This window comes from Phenylobacterium sp. (genome assembly GCF_030693625.1).
Classification (GTDB): Bacteria; Pseudomonadota; Alphaproteobacteria; order Caulobacterales; family Caulobacteraceae; genus Phenylobacterium; species Phenylobacterium ferrooxidans.
This window is the reverse complement of the sequence record NZ_JAUYAF010000076.1, coordinates 61,303-80,687: the sequence shown is the minus strand read 5'-3', so window position 1 is coordinate 80,687 and position 19,385 is coordinate 61,303. Positions and strand designations below refer to the sequence as shown.

Below are 19,385 nucleotides of genomic sequence, written 5' to 3'. Positions count from 1 at the left end.
GTCTTCGGGTTCTCAAAAATCAGGGCGCCGCCCGGGTCACCGTCATCATGTAGTTGACCTCGCTGTCGCGGGCCTGAGACCAGCGACCGGTCAGGGGGTTGAAGACCACGCCATAGGGCCCCTCGACGCTCACCGGCTCGGCGGCCAGAAACCCGCGCAGCTCATCGGGCGTCAGGAACTTGCGCCAGTCGTGGGTGCCGGCCGGCAGCCAACGCAGGATGTACTCGGCCCCGACCTTGGCCAGGGCCAGGGCCTTCAAGGTCCGGTTCAAGGTGGCGACGATCATGATCCCCCCCGGCGCCAGCAGCTGGGCGCAGCTGCGCAGATAGGCGCCGGGATCAGCCACGTGCTCGATCACCTCCATGTTGAGGATCAGGTCGAAGGGGCCAGCCCCCTCGGCCTCCAGGCCCTCCGCCGTGCCGGCGCGGTAGTCGATGACGAGCTTCTGTTCGGCCGCGTGGGCGCTGGCCGTGCCGATGTTGCGCTCCGAGGCGTCGACGCCGGTGACGGAAAAGCCCAGGCGGGTCATCGGCTCGCTGAGCAGGCCGCCACCGCAGCCGATATCCAGCAGCTTCAGGCCCTCGAAGGGCTTGCGGGCCTGGCGGTCGCGGCCAAAGCGGACAAGGGCCTGCTCGCGGATGAAGGCCAGGCGCACGGGGTTGAACTTGTGCAGCGGCGCGAACTTGCCCTTCGGATCCCACCATTCGGCGGCGATGCGGGAGAAGCGTTCGACGTCTTCGGGGTCGATGCTGGAAGCGACGGTCATGGGCATCCTTCTATCCGCCAACCGCGCTGACGCGAAGCCCGGCGTTGCTCCGGGGGCCGAGCGTCGCTAGAACGCGGCCCTTCCCTCTCCCCTCAAGGAGCTTGTGACCACGCCCATGTCCCGGCTGGTGATGAAATTCGGCGGTACGTCCGTCGCTGACCTCGAGCGCATCCGGCGCGTGGGTCGGCTGGTGGCCGCCGAGGTGGCCGCGGGCCATCAGGTGGCCGTGGTGGTCTCGGCCATGTCCGGCAAGACCAATGAGCTGGTGGCCTGGACCGATGGCGCGGGCGCCGCGGCCCAAGGGCTTGAGCCCTCCGACGACGAGTACGATGTCGTTGTGGCCTCGGGCGAGCAGGTGACCGCCGGCCTGCTGGCCATGACCCTGCGCAACATGGGTGTCCCGGCGCGGTCCTGGATGGGCTGGCAGATCCCGATCATCGCCGACGACGCCCACGGCCGCGCCCGTATAGACGACGTCCCCTCCGAGAACCTCATCGAGGCCATGGACAAGGGCCAGGTGGCGGTGATCGCGGGCTTCCAGGGCGTCACCCGCGATGGCCGCATCGCCACCCTCGGGCGCGGGGGCTCCGACACCAGCGCCGTGGCCATCGCGGCGGCCGTGAAGGCCATCCGCTGCGATATCTACACCGACGTCGACGGCGTCTACACCACCGACCCGCGGATCGAGAGCAAGGCCCGCAAGCTCAGCAAGATCTCCTACGAGGAGATGCTGGAGATGGCGTCCCTGGGCGCCAAGGTCCTGCAGACCCGCTCCGTCGAACTCGCCATGGCCAAGAACGTGCCGGTGCGGGTGCTGTCCAGTTTTGTCGAGCCCGGCGAAGCGCCCGGCCAAGGCACCATCGTGTGCGACGAGGAAGAGATCATGGAAAAGCGCATCGTGAGCGGGGTCGCCTATAGCCGCGACGAGGCCAAGATCACGCTGTACGGCCTGCCCGACCACCCCGGGGTATCCTCGGCGATCTTCGGCGCCCTGGCCGACGCCAACGTCAATGTGGACATGATCGTCCAGAGCCACGCCCGCACCGCCGACACCGCCAACATGGAGTTCACGGTGGGCAAGCGCGACGCCGCCCGCGCCGTGGAGATCGTGCGCGCCGCCCAGCCGAAAATCGGCTTCGAAGACGTCAAGGTGAACGAGGACGTCGCCAAGGTCTCGGTGATCGGGGTGGGCATGCGCAGCCACACCGGAGTCGCCAAGACCATGTTCGGAGCCCTGGCCGAGAAGGGCGTCAACATCCAGGTCATCTCGACCAGCGAGATCAAGATCAGCGTCCTGATCGACGCGGCCTATACCGAGCTGGCAGTGCGGGCCCTGCACGCGGCCTACGGCCTGGACCAGCTCTAGCGGAGCCTGGCCAGGCGCCGCGCGGTCCAGACGCCCGCCAGCGCCACCGGCAGGGCGGCGACGAAGACCCAGACGCCGGCCGACTTGGCGGTCGCCTCGCTGAGGCCGTGCGAGAAGCCCACCAGATTGGCGACGGCGCCGGCCATGGCCGCGCCGGCGGCTGAGCCGGTCAGGCGCACCGTTGTCATGGCCGCCGCCCCGATGGCCCGCTCCTCGTCTGGCAGGGCCTCCAGGATGGCCTGGCTCATGAAGGCCCAGGACAGGCCAAAGCCCGCGCCCAGGGCCGCACCGGCCAGGACGATCCCCAGCACCGAACCCGTGGGGAAGAGCAGCGCGCTGGCGCCCACGCCCAGGGTGGCCAGCGCCGCGCCGGCCAGGATCAGGCGTCCCGGCCAGCGACCGGTGAGATGGGCGACGGCCAGACCCGCGAGGGTCCAGGCCGCCGCCTCTCCCGCGATCACATAGCCGGCGGTCAGGGCAGACAAACCGGCGAGCTGCTGCAGGATCGCAGGACCGTAGATGGCGTAGCCCATGGAGGCGGCCGTCAGCAGGAACATGGTGGCGTAGCCGGAGCCCGGAACGGTGCGCAGGGAGCTCGAGCCCCTGGGGAGCAGGCGGACGACGGCGCGCTCGTCCAGCCAGACCATGGCCAGCAGGAAGACGACCCCCACGGCCGTCAGCACCGCTGAGCGTCCGAAGGTCCCGGCGATGTCGGCCGCGCCGATGGCCACGACCCCGGCGGCGATCAGGCCAAGCTGACCCCAGGCGACGCCCTGGCCCCGCTGGCCGTCCTGGCCCTTGGGCAGCATGGCGAAGGCGGCGATGGCCACGGCGACGGCCTGGACGGCGAAGAACCAGAAGACCCCGCGCCAGTTCCCGGCGTCGGCGAAGACCCCGCCGATCATGGGCCCCACCAGGCTGGCGATCCCCCAGACTCCAGTGATGGCGGCATAGACCCGGGGCAGCAGGCGGTTGGGGAAGAGCAGGCCGATGGCCACCGCGCAGAAGCCGGTGACCCAGCCGCCGCCGATCCCCTGGAGCAGGCGGCCGATCAGGAAGCTGGCCATGTCGGGGCCTGCGGCGCTGAGGGCGCAGCCGAAGGCGTAGAGCAGGGCCGCGCAGGCGGTGGCGCGGCGCAGTCCGTAGCGCTGGGCCAGCAGGCCCGAGCTCGCGCCCGCCAGGACCGAGCCCAGCAGGTAGCCCGCCGTGGCCCAGCCGAAATAGGCGTAGCCGCCCAGGTCGGCGCCGACGCTGGGCATGATGGTGGCGGTCACCAGGCTGTCGGCGGCGCCCAGCCAAACGCCCAGGCAGATCAGGGCGAACAGCGGCAGCCGGCCGTCGGCGACGACGTCGGACCAGCTTCCGTCCTGGGCTTGGGCAGGTTCCATTTCGACAGGCTCAACAGGGCGAATGCAGGCCTGACTAGACGGGGCCATGAGGATTTGCAATAGATTGGTTGTCAAATGCGAAGCACGCCCGACGACCTGCTGTTCCAGATCAAGACCCGGGGTCCCAGCCGGACCCTGGAGCTTGCCGGCGCGCTCGCGATCAGCCGGCAGGCGGCGCTGCAATCCCTGGAGAAGCTGGCCGCCGAGGGGCTGGTGGAGCACGCGACGGCGCGGGCCGGGGTGGGGCGGCCCCGGCGGTCCTGGTCCCTGACCCCCAAGGGCCACGGCCGCTTTCCCGACACCCACGCCCAGATGACGGTGGACCTGATCGAGGCGGTGCGGGCCGAGTTCGGCCCCGCCGTGCTGGACCGGCTGATCGCGCGGCGCGAGCGGGTGGTGGCGGACGGCTACCGGGCCGCCCTGCCCGACGCAGGCCTAGAGGCCAGGCTCGCCAAGCTGGCCCAGCTGCGGGCGGCCGAGGGCTACATGGCCGAGTGGAGCCTGCAGGCGGACGGGTCCTACCTGCTGATCGAGAACCACTGCCCGATCTGCGCGGCGGCGGCGGCCTGCCAGGGCTTCTGCCGCGCCGAGCTTTCGCTGTTCCAGATGCTGCTGGCGCCGGCCCGGGTGGAGCGGCTGGAGCACATCCTGGCGGGGGCGCGACGATGTGCCTACCGGATTATGGTCTAGGTCGGCGAACCTTCGGTGAAGCTCTGCGTTGAGAGCCCTGAGGGACCACCTCCAAGGACATAAGAATGAAAAACCTGCTCGCCGCCGCCGCCGTCGCCACCCTGGCCCTGGCGCCCATCGCCGCCCACGCAGAACCCGGCGGTCACGGGCAAGGCCACAAGAAGGGTCACGACAAGGGCCATCAGGACTATCGCCACGACAATGGCGGCGCCTGGACCCCGCCGGGCCTGGCCAAGAAGCCGGGCGGCATGCCCCCCGGCCAGTACAAGAAGCTCTACCGTCAGGGCCAGAGGCTGCCCTTGAGCTATGTGAAGCCGTCCAACTACGTGGCCGACCCCAGCGCGTACCAATTGAGGACCGCGCCGGCCGGCTATCGCTGGGTGCAGGTGGACAACCAGTACTACCTGGCCCAGACCCGCACCGGCCTGATCTCCGAAGTCGTTTCCGCCCTGATCCGCTAGAGACCGACGCGCGCCGGGGCATCCCGGCGCGCTGCGGCTCTACTTCGACGCCGCCGCCGCGCCCGGCAGCCGGAACTCCGGCGACCAGTGGGTGGCGGTGCCCGCGGTCACGTACCAGCAGATCACCAGGGCGCAGATCAGGGCTCCGGGGACGTAGCTGTTGGTGCGGCGATAGGTGAAGGCGGCGATCACGCCCACCATGGCCAGCAGCGGCACGAACTGGATGGCCACGATGGTGTTCAGCGGCTGCTGCGGCACGGCCAACTGGCCGGTGGTCAGCAGGCTGCCGTATTGGATGGCCAGCAGCAGGACAAAGCCCAGGCTCATGGCCAGGGCCGCGGTCAGATAGGCGCGGCCCGCTCCCTCGCCGCGCACCGCCAGGTTGGCGTGCAGAGCCCGCAGGGACACCAGGAAGAACAGCGTCCAGAGCGGCAGGTAGGCCAGCGCCATCAGAGCGTGGGGTCCGTCCAGGGGCTTCAGCCCCAGGACCCAGAACCGGTAATCCACCTGGAACGCCGCATCGACGGCGGCCAGCGACAGGTAGCCCACCGCCACGGTGGCCACGGCGATGGCGATGGCGCGCGGCCAGTCGGTGGTGAAGGCGCCCTTGCCGCCCTTGAGGAACAGGGCGAGCCCCAGGGTGAGGACCGCGTTCAGCAGGGCCCAGACCAGCAGCTGATTGGTGATGAACTGCGGGAACAGCTTCATGGGGAAAAACAGGTTCCCGATCTCCATGAAGGTGAAGAAGGTGGCGGCCGGGACCACGGCGGTCAGCATGGCCGCCAGCCACCACTTGCCGCCACGCTCGGTCCCGGCGGGCTCGGCCGGCCGCGCCAGGGCGGCCAACACCGGCAGGCGCAGCAGCGCCTGGAAGGTTCCCAGCAGCAGGATGACAAAGCCCAGGAAGCCCACCCCCGTGCCGACCTCCTTCCAGATCCAGATCTGATCGCCCGGCGGTAGGGGCCGCGCCGCGCCCGAGAGCTGCGTCTGGAACCAGTCCACGGCGTGGCCGACCCCAGCGGAGGAGAAGTGCTCCCACGGGTGGGTGATGGGGGGGTTGTGCAGCACCCGGGCGGTCCCGGCGGCGGGGTCACCATAGATGCGGCCCTCCACCACGGGGCCCGCCGACCCGAACATGGCCTGCAGGGATTTCGAGGTTTCCACGTCGCCCCCCTTGGCGACCTGCCACATCAGGGGGGCGAACTCGTCGTACTGGCCAAACACGATGGCGAGGTTGCGAAGCTGGCCCTGGGCCGCTGCGCCGAACACCGCCCCGATGGCCGGCGTCGAGCCCTCCAGCACCACGGCCTTGTAGCCGTCCGGCGCCGACTCGGCGGCGGCCACCACGGGACCGCCCCCCAGGCTGTGGCCCTCCAGGCCGATATTGGCGGTGTCCACGAAGTCCAGGCCGCGCAGGTGGCGCAGGGCGGCCGGCCCGCCAAAGCCCTGCTGGCCGACGGCGGCGCCGGACCCACCGTGCCCGGTCATGTCCATGGCCAGCACCACGAAGCCGCGCCGCGACAGCTCGATGGCGAAGGCGCTCTGCATCTCGCGGGTGTTGATATAGCCGTGGCTGGCCAGGATCGCGGGCGCTGGCGTCGCCGCCGTGGCAGAGGCCGGGCGGTAGAGCAACCCGCTCATGACCACCCCCTTGTCGCCCGGAAACCGCACATCGGTGACCGTGACGCCGTTCGTCGTCTGGACGGCATGGGCGAGGAGCGAGCCCGCCAGGATCAGGATCAGCCCCAGGGCCAGCAGCCCGTATTTGCGCAGCATCGTCGCCTCCCCAGACGGTTGTTGGGGAGACTATGGCGGTGGCGAGGGTGATCCGTCCATGGTGAGCGGCGCCAAGCGCAGTGGTCAGCCCGAGGCGGTCCCCCGCGAGCGTCCTAGGCTGGAGAGATGCCGTCGGACCGGAGGCTCGGTGACGAGGTCTCAGCGCCAGATCCACGTCGCGGCGGCCGCGTAGATCGCGATGCCGAGGGTCAGATTGAACGGAAACGTCACTGCCAGGGAGGAGGTCACATAGACCCCCGCATCCGCCTGCGGCGCCGCGAGCCGCATCGCCGCGGGGACGGCGATGTAGGAGGCCGATCCGGCCAGGATCGCCAGAAGCGCCCCGTCGCCAACGGCGAGACCCGCCCATCGGGAGACAAGGAGGCACAAGACCGCAGACAGCAACGGAAACCCTATGGCGAAGCCGAGGAGAGGGGGCGTCAGTTTCCGGCCGCCAGCCATCAACCTGCGGGCCGCGACCAGACCCGTATCGAGCAGGAAGAAGCAGAGGGCCCCTTGAAACAGCGGACCGACAAAGACATCGAGCTTGGCGAGGCCCGGCGGTCCCGAAACCAAGCCGACCATGAAGCTGCCAAGCAGCATGACGGTGGCGGCGCCGAACACGACTTCCCTCATGACACCCACCTGCCCCAGGGCGCCGCCTGGGCGACCGGACGGACCCGCGGCCGAGCGATTCAGCAGCAGCAGCGCCGTCAGGATCGCGGGCGCCTCCATAAGGGCGAGGACCGCGGCCATGTAACGCCCCGGCGCCAGGCCTTGTGCGACCAGGTAGGCCTCTCCCGCTGCGAAGGTGACGACTGAGACCGAGCCGTAGGTCGCCGCGTGGGCGCAGATCGTCGGATGGTCGAGACGCGAGATATGCTTGAGTAAGCCGTAGGCGACGAGCGGCAGCAGCGCACTGAGCGCGACGCCGAGGCCGGCCGCCATCAGGAAATCGCCGTCAAGACCGGCCGTCCTGGCCTCCGCCCCGCCTTTGAACCCGATGCACAGCATCAGATAGAGCGCCACCGACTTGGCCACCGGTTCCGGCACGGCAAGGTCTGATTTCGCAAAGGCCGCTCCGGCGCCGAGCAGGAAGAACAGAACCGCCGGGGTCATCAGCAAAGCGAGGCCGGGCGCGGATTCGAGCATGGGTCACCATTCAGGGGGTTGAAGCGCGCGCTCTTTGGCCTCGACCTCGACCTCACTCCAGTTTATTTCAGTCATGGCCGACATAACGAATGGTTATGAAATGCCGCACCGTCTGGTGAACCTCGACCTGGAGCTGCTGCGCGCCTTCGTCGCTGTGGTGGAGACCGCCAGCTTCACCCGGGCCGCGGCGCTGTTGGGGCGGACGCAACCGGCCGTAAGCCTGCAGATCCGGCGCCTGGAAGGCCAGCTTCGCGCACCCCTCATCGACCGGACCGGCAAGTCCATCAGCCTCACCCTAGAAGGCGCCGCCCTGCTGCCGCAGGCGCGACGGTTGCTCCGCGTGAATGACGAGATCGTCGCGAGCCTCGGTGAGGGCGACCTCGAAGGCGAAGTGCGGTTCGGCGCGCCAGAGGACATCGCCACGCTGCATCTGCCGGCCATCCTGGGCGGCTTCGCGCGCAGTCATCCGCGCATCACACTCGCGGTGACGGCGGACTACACGGCGAACCTTCTGGACCAACTGTCGCGCGGCCTGCTGGATCTGGCGCTTATCAAGCGAGAGCCCGTCGGTCCGGAGCTCGGGGTTCGCGTCTGGCGTGAGCCACTCGTGTGGGTGGCGCAGGACGCCGCGATTCTTGAGACGCAGCCCCTGCCGTTGATCATCGCCCCCGCGCCGGACATCTATCGCAAACGCGCCCTGGCGGCCTTGCAGCAGGCCGATATCCCCTTCCGCGCCGCCTTCACCTCCCCCAGCCTCGCCGGCCAGATGGCGGCCCTGCGGGCGGGCCTGGGTGTCGGCGTGCTACCGCTGGCCATGGCGCCGCGTGAGCTCATCGTCCTCGGCGAACCGCTCCCCAAGCTGGCTGACAGCGAGATCGCCCTGGTCATCGCGCGCGGTGCGACCGACGGCCCCGCAAAGCTGTTGGCCCAGGAGGTCCTGCGCACCCTCGAGCGGGGCGCGACGGGACCCTGACCCCGCCCATGCCACGGCCGTGGCGGGCGCTCAATTCCAAGGTCCATAAGCGAGCCTTATGGGCTTCATCGCGCATTCTCATTGGCGATCGGGAGCCGGATTTGACATCCTCCTGATGCGGCCCGGGCCCCTCTGACGATCATCGTGATCGTGATGTCGGATCGCATCGGGTGCGCTCGATGATGGGGTCCGGTTTCTCTCTCCCAGTCGAACACCGACGCGCCAGCGTCGAGCGCGCCCTCCTCGAGAAGGAGTGGCTCCATGTTGTCCATCATACTTGCGCGGCTGCGTCGCCTGCGGCTGCTGGTGCAGGCCGCGCTCACCCCTCCCAGGGTCAGGCGCCAACGCCGCACGGTTCGCCGCACCAGCCAGGAAAAACCTCCGGGCGCCGGGCTTTGGCGGTACAGCGGGCAGCCGACGCTGCGCCCCTCCATGTGGGGCCGCGCCCTCGCCCTTCAGCCGGTCAGGTCGCGCAGACGCTAGCCCGCTATCCATCAAGAATCTGGACCGCTCAGGAGGCGCCCATGACATTTGCCACCCAAAAGCATCGAACTCCCCCCGCCATCTCGGCGACCGACGTCTGGACTCCAGGCGACGAGGTCGAAATGGATGCCCTCATCGCGGCCTGCGCCCTCGTGGCGCAGGCTGATGGCTGGGTCACACCGGATGAACGCCAGCGCACGGTCGAACGCATGCGCAGATCGCCGGCTGTCGCCGTGTTTGGCGTTCAGGAGGTCCTGCTGGGCCTCGAGAGCCTCAACGAACGCTTTGATCGGGATCTCGACGATGGCGTCGCGGCGGCCGAGGCAGCCGTAAGACGTCTCGCTGGTCGACCAGGCCCCTCACGGTTGCTGGTTGAGACCGCCTGCGCGGTCGCCGAGGCTGACGGCGGCTTCGACGCCGAAGAGCGCGATGTCGTCCTGCGGCTCTGCGACCTGCTGAATCTAGAGCCTGCCACGTTCGAAATCGTGGCGGATCAAGGTCGTCAGCCATGAGGATCGGACCTCCCGCCATACCTTACTGGACTGCGGCCATGGCCGCCCAGCTGACGCAAACCGTTGGTCAGGCCGCAGGTCATCGCAGTGTTTCGACCGAGCGTCCGGTCGAGCCTGTCAACACCGTCAGTGACCACACGACCTTGCGTCGCGTGAGCCCGCACACGTTCGACATCCGCGTCTGATCACCGACGCGCCCCGGAGACTTCATGGACTTTCTGACTCAGGACTTTCTGTCAAAGCCGGTGTGGATGTGGGCGAGCTTCCTCGCACTCGTCGTCGTGCTGCTGGTGCTCGATCTCGGTGTTCTGCACCGAAAACACCGCGAAATCGGCGTCCGCGAAAGCCTGCTGATGTCGCTTGGCTACCTGACGCTCGGTGTCGGCTTCGGGGGATGGGTCTGGTTCACGCTCGGCGCCCAATCCGGCATCGAATACCTGACCGGGTTCGTGGTTGAGAAAAGCCTGGCGATGGACAACGTCTTCGTCATCGCGATGATTTTCGGATACTTTGCTATTCCCCAGAAGTATCAGCACCGGGTGCTGTTCTGGGGTATCCTTGGCGTCATTATTCTTCGCGCCATCATGATCGCCGGCGGCGCCGCGCTGGTCGCGGAGTTCTCCTGGCTCCTGTATGTCTTTGCGGTCTTCCTGATCGCGACCGGCGTGAAGATGATCGCCATGGCCGACAAGTCTCACAGCCTGGGGGATAACCCGCTGCTGCGCTTCCTGCGCCGCCGACTGCGAGTCACTGACGAGCTGCATGGAGAACGCTTCTTCGTCAGGCTGCCGGATCAGAAAACCGGCCGTCCCGCGACCTATGTGACGCCCGTGTTCATGGCGCTGCTGTTCATCGAGGTCGCCGACGTGATCTTCGCGGTGGACTCCGTGCCGGCGATCTTCGCGATCACCACGGACCCCTACATCATCTACACCTCCAACATCTTCGCGATCCTTGGCCTGCGGGCGCTGTATTTCGCCCTCGCGGCCATCATCCATCGCTTCGCCTATTTGAAGCAGGCTCTGGCTGTGCTGCTGATCTTTATCGGCTCGAAGATCTTTGTCGCCGACCTGCTGGGATGGACGAAGTTCCCGCCCGCCATCTCCCTGGGTGTCACCTTCGCCATCCTCGCCACAGGCGTCATCTGGTCGCTCTGGCGAACCCGGCCGGGGGTCGCTGCAGTAACCCCACCCGCAGCTTAGTCCTAACCCTTGAAGGGAGCTTCCCATGGAAAAATTGAATCCGACCCTGGACCAGGCCCTGACCCGGCCCAACATGGCGATCGACGCCGGGCTGCGGGGGTTCATGCTGGGCGTCTACAATAAGATGGCCCTTGGCCTTCTGGTCTCGGCGGGCCTGGCCTGGGCCACCTCCGCCTGGGCGCCGGCGCGCAACGCCCTGTTCGTCGTCTCGGACGGACGTCTCTCGGGCTACACCCTGGCGGGAACGATCCTCGTGTTCGCACCGCTCATGGTCCTGCTGGGCTCGGCCTTCCTGATGCGGAACGCGTCCGCGAGGACCGCTAGCGCCCTCTACTGGACGGTCGTGGCGCTGATCGGCGCATCGTTCGGCGCGCTGGCCTTGCGGTACACAGGTCAGAGCTTGGCCTCGACCTTTCTGGTCACCGCCACGGCCTTTGGCGCGCTTAGCCTCTATGGCTACACCACAAAGCGTGACCTGACCGGCATCGGCGCTTTCCTGATCATGGGCGTCGTCGGTCTGCTCATCGCCAGTCTGGTCAACCTCGTGCTGCAGTCATCGCTGTTGATGCTGATGATCAGCGGCATTGGTGTGCTCATTTTCGCTGGTCTGACCGCCCATGACACCCAACGCCTGAAGCTGACCTACTACCAGCTCGGTGGCGACAAGGCCGCGCTGGGCTCCGCGACAAGCTTTGGGGCGCTGAGCCTCTACCTCGACTTCGTGAACCTGTTCCAGTTTCTGCTGACTTTCCTCGGCCAGCGGCGCTGACGCCTTTTCTTGGGAGACCAAGCTATGCCGCTGCTTCTGTGCCCGAACGACAACGCCGCGATGACGACCGTTAACCGCGACGGGGTCGAATTCGACATGTGCCCCACCTGTCGTGGCGTCTGGCTAGACCGCGGCGAACTGGAGAAACTCATAACCTCCGGAGAGGCGCCAGGGCGTCCGGCGCCTTCTGCGCCCGGGTATCAGCGACCAGCGCCCAGTGAATACCGTTCGGAGAACCCAGGCCGATACGACCGCGACGACGACGGCTATCGCAAGAAGAAGCGTCGCGACATCTTCGACATTTTTGATTGATGCACCGTCCATGACTCTGCCGTCCCAGCACGACCGCCTCGTCCTGAGGCGACCGGACGATTGGCATGTCCATCTGCGCGACGGCGATGTGCTGTCGGCTGTCGCGTCCTATACGGCGCGGCAGTTCCGGCGCGCCATCGTCATGCCAAATCTCGTTCCACCGATCTTGACCGTTGCGGCCGCTGAAGCCTATCGCCAGCGGATCAGGCAGGCTGTCGATCCCGCCTTGAGGTTCGACCCGCTGATGGTCTGCTACCTCACCGATGAGGCCGACCCCGGCGAAATAGCCCGAGGCTTCGCCAGAAAGGTGTTCGCCGCCTGTAAGCTCTATCCGGCGCACGCCACAACGAACGCGGAACATGGTGTCACCGATATCTACAAAGTGTTTCCCGTCCTGGAGCGCATGCAGCGCATCGGCATGCCCCTTCTGATTCACGGTGAGGTCACAGACCCGACCATCGACATCTTCGATCGCGAAGCTGTCTTCATTGAGCGGGTTTTCTCCAAAATCAACGTCGCCTTCCCAGGGCTCAAGACGGTTTTCGAGCACATCACGACCGCGGACGCGGTCTCGTTTGTCATCGGCGGCGGACCAAATCTTGCGGCGACGATCACTCCCCATCACCTTCGAATGAACCGCAATGCGATGTTTGAGGGCGGGGTCCGACCGCATCACTATTGCCTGCCTGTGCCGAAGCGCGAGTCGCACCGTCTCGCGCTTCGGCGCGCGGCGACGTCGGGATCACCGAAGTTCTTCCTGGGCACGGACTCTGCGCCGCATTCGGTCGGGCAGAAGGAATCGGCATGTGGTTGCGCCGGCATCTTCAACGCCCCGTTTGCGATCGAGAGTTACGCCATGACCTTCGAAGAGGAAGGGGCTCTGCATCGCCTTGAGGGGTTTGCATCTGAGTACGGACCGGCCTTCTACGGCCTTGCTCCAAATAGCGATCAGATCGTTCTCGAACGGCGATCGGTCGATGTGCCCGCGAAGCTCATGGAAGCGTCGGAGGAGTTCGTCCCATACCATGCCAGCGAGACGCTGCCCTGGCGCTTTGCAGGCCTCGCAGAGCAAAGGGGCTTGCGAACAAGACGCAAAGCAGGTCTGGCGCTCCTCGGGCGCGAAGACGAGCCGAACGGTCAAGCTGGCTGACCGGTCCCTTTCCTCCTCCATCCGGTTGGCGAATAAACAGCCCACAGAACTCGGGCGCTTGCCCCAGAGTCGCCCCCTATCGGGCTGAAACAGACGGCCGTCGCCCGACAACCAGCCGATCAATAGTGTTGGGCGAGGGGGCCCAGAGATTTCCGGATCCCGGCGCAATGCGTCTTGTCACCCCGCCGCACGGGTCCACCCGAACCCGGACCACGCCGAACATCTCGGCGATCCCCAGGAAATCTCCGCAGGACCGGCCGCGATTTAGTCCTCCGGTGGAGGTTGCATCTGGAACAGCTTGGCCATCGTATCGATTGGGCGTCGGAGCGGAGGCCTCGCCAGAGACCGCGCGCGCCCGCGCCCAGAGTTCAGGAGTGGAGACCCGGTGACCAAGACGCCTGTCAATGACGCGCCCGACGCGCAGCCGGTTTCCGCGAGGATCCGCGCCCGGCTGAAGGCCTCCAAGAAGCGCTTCCACGCCAATGACAACATCTCCGCCTTCCTGGAGCCCGGGGAACTTGAGGCGCTGCTGGCCGAGGTGGAGGGGAAGTTCAAGGGCGTGCTCGACAGCCTGGTGATCGACACCCAGAGCGATCACAACACCCAGGAGACCGCCAAGCGGGTCGCCAAGATGTACCTGACCGAGGTGTTTCGAGGGCGCTACGCCCCGGCCCCGCCGGTCACCGAATTCCCCAACGCCGAGGCCCTGAACGAGCTGATGATCGTGGGGCCGATCACCATCCGCAGCGCCTGCAGCCACCACTTCTGTCCGATCATGGGCAAGCTGTGGGTGGGGTTGATGCCCAACGAGCACTCCAACCTGATCGGCCTGTCGAAATATTCCCGCCTGGCCGAGTGGGTGATGTCACGGCCGCAGATCCAGGAGGAGGCCATCACCCAGATGGCCGACCTGCTGATGGAAAAGGTGCGCCCCGACGGCCTGGCCGTGGTGATGGAGGCCGATCACTTCTGCATGCACTGGCGCGGCGTGAAGGACAACGAGACCATGATGATCAACAGCGTCATGCGCGGCTCCTTCCTGAAGGACCACAACCTGCGCAGCGAGTTCCTCTCGCTGCTGAAGCACCGGAGCTGAGGATGCTCGTTCGCTGCCTGTACGCCAGCCGCCCGTCGGCCGCTCTCCAGGGTCCTGGCCTGGACCTGATCCTGGAGCAGTCGCGCAAGAACAACCCGGCGCTCGGGATCACCGGCCTGCTGTGTGTGTCGGAGAACCTGTTCATCCAGGTGATCGAGGGCGGCCGCGACGAGGTCTGCGAGCTGTTCAACGCCATCGTCCGGGACGACCGCCACCAGCAGGTCCGGCTGCTGACCTACGAGGAGATCTCCGAGCGTAGGTTCGGCAACTGGACCATGGGCCAGGTGAGCATCGCCAAGCTCAACCCCGCCCTGCTGCTGAAGTACTTCAAGCGCGTGGAATTGGACCCCTTCGACTGCTCCGGCGCGGCGACCATGGCCCTGCTGGGGGAGATGGTGGCCACGGCCGCGATCCTCAACCGGCCCGAGTAACGACACAACGTCGTTCGACGAGCTTGCGGATCCGGTGTAGGCTGAGCGCAACCCTCCTGGAGGACGCCATGCGCCACCTCGCCTACCTCGGGCTCGCCGTTGGTCTCCTCGCCGGCCCGGCGGCGGCCCAGGAGACCATCCCCATCTGCCAGGCCGCGGCCGGGGGATCGAGCGCGCAGGTCAAGGCGCGGCTGGCGGGCGTGGCCAGCCTAACTGCGTCATGCGAGTACGGCTACCACCCCATCCACACGGCGGTTTCGAAGAACAATCTCGGCGCCCTGGAGGCCCTGCTGGCGGCCGGCGCCGACGCCAACGACTCGCACGGCTATCAGGGCCAGACCCCGATCATCTCGGTGAAGAGCGCGGCGGCGGCGCGGCTGCTGATCGCCAGGGGCGCTAAGGTCGGCGCCCGCGACAAGAACGGCGCCTCGACCCTGAGCCATGTCGCCGCCAACACCCCCGGCTTCATCTCCGAGGCCGAGGGGGCGGCTATTGCCCAGCTGCTACTGGACCACGGCTTTCCGGTCGACGCGCAGGACAGGTTCGGCAACACGGCCCTGGCCGACTCCGGCCGCTTCTGCCAGCTGCCCATGGTCCGGGTACTGCTAAACCACGGCGCCTCGCCTAATCTCCGCTCGGCCGGGGAGACCGTGCTGGGGCGCCTGCACCCCGAATACTATAACGACGATCCACCCAAGCAGGCCGCGTGCCGCGAGGTCCAGGCCCTGTTGATGGCCCACGGCGCGGTGAAGTGAAGACCGGGCCGCGGCCCACGAACGCGGACGCTGGCGCCGAGGCGCCTCAGGAACGGCCTTCGGCGCGCCGCCAGGCTACCAGATCACCGGGACGCTGCAGAACCCGGCTGGCCGGCCCGCTTCACCGGGGCGGCGACCTCACTGCGGCGCAGGAAGGATGGGGTCCAGGGCGGGTCATAGAACCAGGCGGTGGGCGGGCCGGTGGCCTTCCAGCCCTGGCCCGCCAGGGCGCTGGCGAGCTGGTCAGTGCGGCGCGCCACCGCCGGGCCGCTGCGCGAGCCGGAGAACCGTAGGACGGCGTAGTCCTGGGCCGGCAGCTCGACGATTGAGACCTTGTCGCTGGTGGGGACCGGCAGGGTGGCCCGCGTGTAGCGGGCCGGCATGATGAACTGCACCTTCCAGGACCCCGCCCCGTCGGCGGTCTGGGTCACCGGGGCGGTCATGGCGATGGTCTGGGAACCGCCCGCCGCGCTCTGGGCCACCGGCGCGGTCATGGCGATGGAGGACTTGGCGGTGTTGGCGCCGAAGATGTAGCCGGCCACCGCCTCGAAACCAGCGCTGCGCGCCGCCGTGGCTGAACCCGACACGGTGGCTTCTGCGGCGAGCCGAGGGCCGTAGTGGCGAACCTCCAAGTCTCCGAGCCGCTCGACAACGGTGTAGCGCGGCTGTTCGGTCCCCGCGCGGATCCCCACCAAGGCGCCCAGGCCCCCCAGGATCGCCGCGCCCAGCTCAAACGCATTGGCCATCTGCCCGTCTCCTCGTCTGTGACCAGCTACGGAGCCGGCCCCACCGTGGATGCGTCCGGAGCCTCCACCAACTCACCATAGGCGCGCCAGGTGGCCAGGCCGAGCCAGGGGAAGACGATCACCAGGGCCAGGAAGCCGGTGAGGATGGTCGACAGGGTCAGGGCCGCGATCAGCAGGGCCCAGACGATCATCGGTCCGAAATTGGCGGCCACGGCGCGGAAGCTGGTGATGGTGGCGGCGAAGACGCTGGTCCCCCGGTCCAGCAGCATGGGGGCCGAGACCACCACCAGGCAGTAGGTGAGGAAGGCGATGGCCCCGCCGATCAGCGAGCCGACGACCAGCATGCGCTGACCCTCCGGCGTGGTGAGCGCGAAGGCCGTCAGGGTCTCCACCGTGCGGTAGATGACCCAGGTCGACAGCCCGTAGACGATCTGGGCGATCTGCAGCCAGAAGAAGAAGATCATCAGCAGGGCGAGCCCCAGGATGGCGACGTCGGCCGAGAGCGCCCGGGGCACGAACAGCATGCGGGCGAGCGTCGGGCGCTCGCCACGGGCCAGCAGGGCGCCGGCCTCGTAGAGCCCCATGGCCAGCATGGGCGCCACGAAGACAAAACCGCAGGTCAGGGCGAAGACCCAGAAGGCGCCGCCGGTGGCTATGAAGCTCAGGGTCATCCACACACTGAAGGCCGCCAGCGCCAGGCCGTAGGCCAGCAGGGGCGGCCAGGCGCGCCAGAGATCCTTCCAGGCGCCCCCAAGCCAGCGGAACGGCGCGGCCATGCCGATCCGCCTCACCCGCAGCAATCCGCCCGATGACGTCATGGTCCCTCCCCCGCACGCTGGCGTCGTTGCGCCGCGGCCCTCCCAGGGTCGGGTGTGGAGGGCCCCGGCCGCATTGAGCCAGATCAAAGGGCGTCATCGCCCCGCGGTCCCCGCGCTCAAACTTGCGCCACCGGCGACATTCCTGGGTGCACTCGACGCTTTTCCGTCTCCGTTCCGACGTCCAAAGCTGCTAGGGAGCGGTCAAGACGGCCGGGCTGGCCGCGGCCGCCCGGCTGGGCGGGAGTTTCGGGAGGGACGCAGGGCCGATGGCCGCACCAGGCATCGCCATTCGAGGACAACGGAGCCTGCTGCGGCAGATCCGCGAGGCGCTGGCCGGCGGCGGGCCCGCGCAGTCACGCCTGGACATGGTGGTGCGCATCATCGCGCGCTCGATGGTGGCCGAGGTCTGCTCGCTCTACATGCGCGGCGGCGCCAACGACATGGAGCTGTTCGCCACCGAGGGCCTGGATCCCACCGCCGTCCACGTCACCCGGCTGAAGCCCGGCGAGGGCCTGGTGGGCGAAATCCTGCGCCTGGGCCGGCCGCTGAACCTGTCGGACGCCCCCAACCACCCGGCCTTCTCCTACCGCCCCGAGACCGGCGAAGACCCGTTCCACGCCTTCATGGGAGTGCCCCTGCTGCGCGGCGGGCGGGTGATCGGCGTGCTGGTGGTCCAGAACCGCACCGAGCGGGTCTATTCCGACGACGAGGTCGAGGACCTGCAGATCGTCGCCATGGTGCTGGCCGAGATGGTGGCCAGCAGCGAGCTGGCCAGCGAAGGCGCGCTGAAGAACGCCGAGCTGGTGCCCCACCGCCCCGAGCGGCTGAAGGGCGCCAAGTTCGCCGACGGCCTGGCGCTGGGCGTCGTGGTCCTGCACGAGCCGCCGGTGGCGACCTCCAAGCTGCTGAGCGACGACGTGGCGGCCGAGGAGATCCGGCTGTCCACCGCGGTCGCCAGCCTGCAGGCCCAGATCGACCAGATGCTGGACGGTCAGCACGGGCTGGTTGAAGCCAGTTATGAGGTGCTCGACACCTACCGGATGTTCGCCCACGACCGCGGCTGGAACCGCAGCCTGGAGGACGCGGTGCGCAACGGCCTGACCGCCGAGGCGGCGGTGGAGCGGGTGCGTTCAGAGCACCGCGCCCGCCTGGGCCAGGCCCGCGACCCCTATCTGCGCGAACGCCTGCACGACCTGGAAGACCTCAACGACCGGCTGCTGCGCCACCTGTCGGGCGAAGGTCACAAGACTCGCGACCTGCCCCAGGGCGCCATCCTGATCGCCCGCAACCTGGGCCCCGCCGACCTGCTGGAATACGACCGCACCAAGCTGAAGGGCCTTTTGCTGGAGGAGGGCTCGGCGGCGAGCCACGCGGCCATCGTGGCCCGCGCGCTGGACATCCCCTGCGTGGGGCGGCTGGCGGGCCTGCGGGACAAGGTGTCGGAGGGCGACACCGTCATCGTCGACGCCGAGACCGGCGAGGCCTATCTGCGGCCCCGGCCCGACGTCATCAAGGCGCTGCAGGCCAGGCTTGAGGTGCGCACCCAGCGGCGGGCGGAATTCGCCAAGCTGCGCGACACCCCGGCCTTCACCCGCGACGGCGCCAAGATCACCCTGCTGATGAACGCAGGCCTGGACGTCGACCTGGACATCCTGGCCGAGACCGGGGCGGAGGGCATCGGCCTGTTCCGCACCGAGTTCCAGTTCATGGTGGCCGAGGAGATGCCGCGCTTCAACGCCCAGACCGCCCTCTATGGGCGGGTCATGGACGCGGCCGGCGACCTGGCGGTGACCTTCCGGACGCTCGACCTGGGCGGGGACAAGGTGCTGCCCTATCTCGAGGCCGAGCGGGAGGACAATCCAGCCCTGGGCTGGCGGGCGATCCGCATGGGCCTGGACCGGCCGGCCCTGCTGCGGCTGCAGCTGCGGGCGCTGATCGCCGCCGCCAGAGGCCGGCCGCTGCGGATCATGTTCCCGCTGGTGGCCAATGTGGACGAGTTCCGGGCGGCGCGCGCCCTGGTGGACCACGAAATCGCCTGGGCCCAGCGGCGGGGCCGCGCGGCGCCCTCGCGGCTGGAGGTGGGGGCCATGATCGAGGCGCCGTCGCTGATCTGGCACCTGGACGCCCTGCTGCCGATGACCGACTTCGTCAGCGTCGGGACCAACGACCTGATGCAGTACCTGTTCGCCGCCGACCGGGGGAACCCGCGCGTGGCCGACCGCTACGACTTCCTGTCCCCGCCGGCGCTTCGGGCCCTGCAGCAGATCCAGCAGGCCTGCGCCGAGACCGGCACCCCGGTCTCGGTCTGCGGCGAGATGGCCGGCCGGCCCCTGGAGGCCTTCGTCCTGGTGGCGCTCGGCTTCGAGCGGCTGTCCATGCCGCCGGCGGGCCTGGGGCCAGTGAAGCAGATGGTGCTGTCCTGCGACCGCGAGGCGGCCCGGCGTGGGGTTTCAGCCCTGATCAAGAGCTCGGCGGGCTCGATCCGCAACGAGATCGAGACCCTGGCGCGCAAGACCTCCGTCGCCATCTAGACGCGCGA

General features: G+C 68.2%; 20 protein-coding genes. 14 read left to right on the top strand and 6 right to left on the bottom strand.

Annotation, left to right across the window (positions count from 1 at the left end; genetic code table 11):
- Positions 1–19: 19 nt before the first annotated feature.
- Positions 20–772 carry a bifunctional 2-polyprenyl-6-hydroxyphenol methylase/3-demethylubiquinol 3-O-methyltransferase UbiG gene (gene ubiG / locus Q8N10_RS18145; RefSeq protein WP_371133901.1) on the bottom strand — a complete coding sequence of 251 codons (753 nt, stop codon included), beginning with the start codon at positions 770–772 and terminating at the stop codon, positions 20–22.
- 109 nt (positions 773–881) lie between these two features.
- On the opposite strand from ubiG, the gene Q8N10_RS18140 reads away from it, so the two are divergent.
- Complete coding sequence (locus tag Q8N10_RS18140; protein ID WP_304774703.1) at positions 882–2,132, top strand: aspartate kinase; 1,251 nt, start codon at positions 882–884, stop codon at positions 2,130–2,132.
- On the opposite strand, the gene Q8N10_RS18135 is transcribed toward Q8N10_RS18140, so the two are convergent.
- Entirely contained in the window at positions 2,129–3,520 is a 1,392-nt protein-coding gene (locus Q8N10_RS18135) for an MFS transporter (protein WP_304774656.1), read from the bottom strand. The genes Q8N10_RS18140 and Q8N10_RS18135 overlap by 4 nt on opposite strands.
- Before the next feature lie 75 nt (positions 3,521–3,595).
- Between Q8N10_RS18135 and Q8N10_RS18130 the strand changes: the two genes are divergently transcribed.
- Positions 3,596–4,210, top strand: coding sequence for a metalloregulator ArsR/SmtB family transcription factor (locus Q8N10_RS18130; protein WP_304774654.1), 615 nt, complete (start codon positions 3,596–3,598; stop codon positions 4,208–4,210).
- A gap of 65 nt (positions 4,211–4,275) precedes the next feature.
- Positions 4,276–4,671 (top strand): RcnB family protein, encoded by a 396-nt coding sequence (locus Q8N10_RS18125; RefSeq protein ID WP_304774652.1) that lies wholly within the window; start codon positions 4,276–4,278, stop codon positions 4,669–4,671.
- A gap of 39 nt (positions 4,672–4,710) precedes the next feature.
- Here Q8N10_RS18125 and Q8N10_RS18120 read toward each other — a convergent pair whose 3' ends face one another.
- Both Q8N10_RS18120 and Q8N10_RS18115 read right to left on the bottom strand, forming a co-directional pair.
- On the bottom strand, positions 4,711–6,447 hold the full coding sequence (locus Q8N10_RS18120; RefSeq protein ID WP_304774650.1) for an alpha/beta hydrolase: 1,737 nt from the start codon (positions 6,445–6,447) through the stop codon (positions 4,711–4,713).
- A gap of 159 nt (positions 6,448–6,606) precedes the next feature.
- On the bottom strand, positions 6,607–7,599 hold the full coding sequence (locus Q8N10_RS18115; RefSeq protein WP_304774648.1) for a sodium-dependent bicarbonate transport family permease: 993 nt from the start codon (positions 7,597–7,599) through the stop codon (positions 6,607–6,609).
- 34 nt (positions 7,600–7,633) lie between these two features.
- Between Q8N10_RS18115 and Q8N10_RS18110 the strand changes: the two genes are divergently transcribed.
- The 10 genes from Q8N10_RS18110 (at position 7,634) to Q8N10_RS18065 (ending at position 15,282) form a co-directional block, all read left to right on the top strand.
- A complete protein-coding gene (locus tag Q8N10_RS18110) occupies positions 7,634–8,572 on the top strand; it encodes a LysR substrate-binding domain-containing protein (protein WP_305338146.1) in 939 nt (312 codons plus the stop codon).
- A 524-nt stretch (positions 8,573–9,096) separates the two neighbouring features.
- Complete coding sequence (locus Q8N10_RS18105) at positions 9,097–9,567, top strand: tellurite resistance TerB family protein (protein ID WP_304774645.1); 471 nt, start codon at positions 9,097–9,099, stop codon at positions 9,565–9,567.
- Between the two features lie 38 nt (positions 9,568–9,605).
- Entirely contained in the window at positions 9,606–9,752 is a 147-nt protein-coding gene (locus Q8N10_RS18100) for a hypothetical protein (RefSeq protein WP_304774643.1), read from the top strand.
- Between the two features lie 24 nt (positions 9,753–9,776).
- A complete protein-coding gene (locus tag Q8N10_RS18095; protein ID WP_304774641.1) occupies positions 9,777–10,769 on the top strand; it encodes a TerC family protein in 993 nt (330 codons plus the stop codon).
- A 25-nt stretch (positions 10,770–10,794) separates the two neighbouring features.
- Entirely contained in the window at positions 10,795–11,538 is a 744-nt protein-coding gene (locus Q8N10_RS18090; protein ID WP_304774639.1) for a Bax inhibitor-1/YccA family protein, read from the top strand.
- Between the two features lie 24 nt (positions 11,539–11,562).
- Positions 11,563–11,850: a zf-TFIIB domain-containing protein gene (locus tag Q8N10_RS18085; RefSeq protein WP_304774637.1), complete on the top strand. Its 288-nt coding sequence runs from the start codon at positions 11,563–11,565 to the stop codon at positions 11,848–11,850.
- A 10-nt stretch (positions 11,851–11,860) separates the two neighbouring features.
- The gene (gene pyrC / locus Q8N10_RS18080) at positions 11,861–13,000 is read left to right on the top strand and encodes a dihydroorotase (protein WP_304774635.1); all 1,140 of its coding nucleotides are present in this window, start codon (positions 11,861–11,863) and stop codon (positions 12,998–13,000) included.
- Positions 13,001–13,385: 385 nt separating this feature from the next.
- Entirely contained in the window at positions 13,386–14,096 is a 711-nt protein-coding gene (folE, locus tag Q8N10_RS18075; protein ID WP_304774634.1) for a GTP cyclohydrolase I, read from the top strand.
- Positions 14,097–14,098: 2 nt separating this feature from the next.
- Positions 14,099–14,527, top strand: a complete 429-nt coding sequence (locus Q8N10_RS18070; RefSeq protein ID WP_304774632.1) for a BLUF domain-containing protein — start codon at positions 14,099–14,101, stop codon at positions 14,525–14,527.
- A gap of 68 nt (positions 14,528–14,595) precedes the next feature.
- Positions 14,596–15,282 carry an ankyrin repeat domain-containing protein gene (locus Q8N10_RS18065; protein WP_304774630.1) on the top strand — a complete coding sequence of 229 codons (687 nt, stop codon included), beginning with the start codon at positions 14,596–14,598 and terminating at the stop codon, positions 15,280–15,282.
- 83 nt (positions 15,283–15,365) lie between these two features.
- Here the strand turns inward: Q8N10_RS18065 and Q8N10_RS18060 are convergent, their stop codons facing one another.
- Together Q8N10_RS18060 and Q8N10_RS18055 are read right to left on the bottom strand one after the other, a co-directional pair.
- Positions 15,366–16,028 carry a heme-binding protein gene (locus Q8N10_RS18060; RefSeq protein ID WP_304774628.1) on the bottom strand — a complete coding sequence of 221 codons (663 nt, stop codon included), beginning with the start codon at positions 16,026–16,028 and terminating at the stop codon, positions 15,366–15,368.
- A gap of 26 nt (positions 16,029–16,054) precedes the next feature.
- Positions 16,055–16,846, bottom strand: coding sequence for a DUF2189 domain-containing protein (locus tag Q8N10_RS18055; protein WP_304774626.1), 792 nt, complete (start codon positions 16,844–16,846; stop codon positions 16,055–16,057).
- A 266-nt stretch (positions 16,847–17,112) separates the two neighbouring features.
- On the opposite strand from Q8N10_RS18055, the gene ptsP reads away from it, so the two are divergent.
- Positions 17,113–19,377 carry a phosphoenolpyruvate--protein phosphotransferase gene (ptsP, locus tag Q8N10_RS18050; RefSeq protein ID WP_304774624.1) on the top strand — a complete coding sequence of 755 codons (2,265 nt, stop codon included), beginning with the start codon at positions 17,113–17,115 and terminating at the stop codon, positions 19,375–19,377.
- Positions 19,378–19,385: the final 8 nt, after the last annotated feature.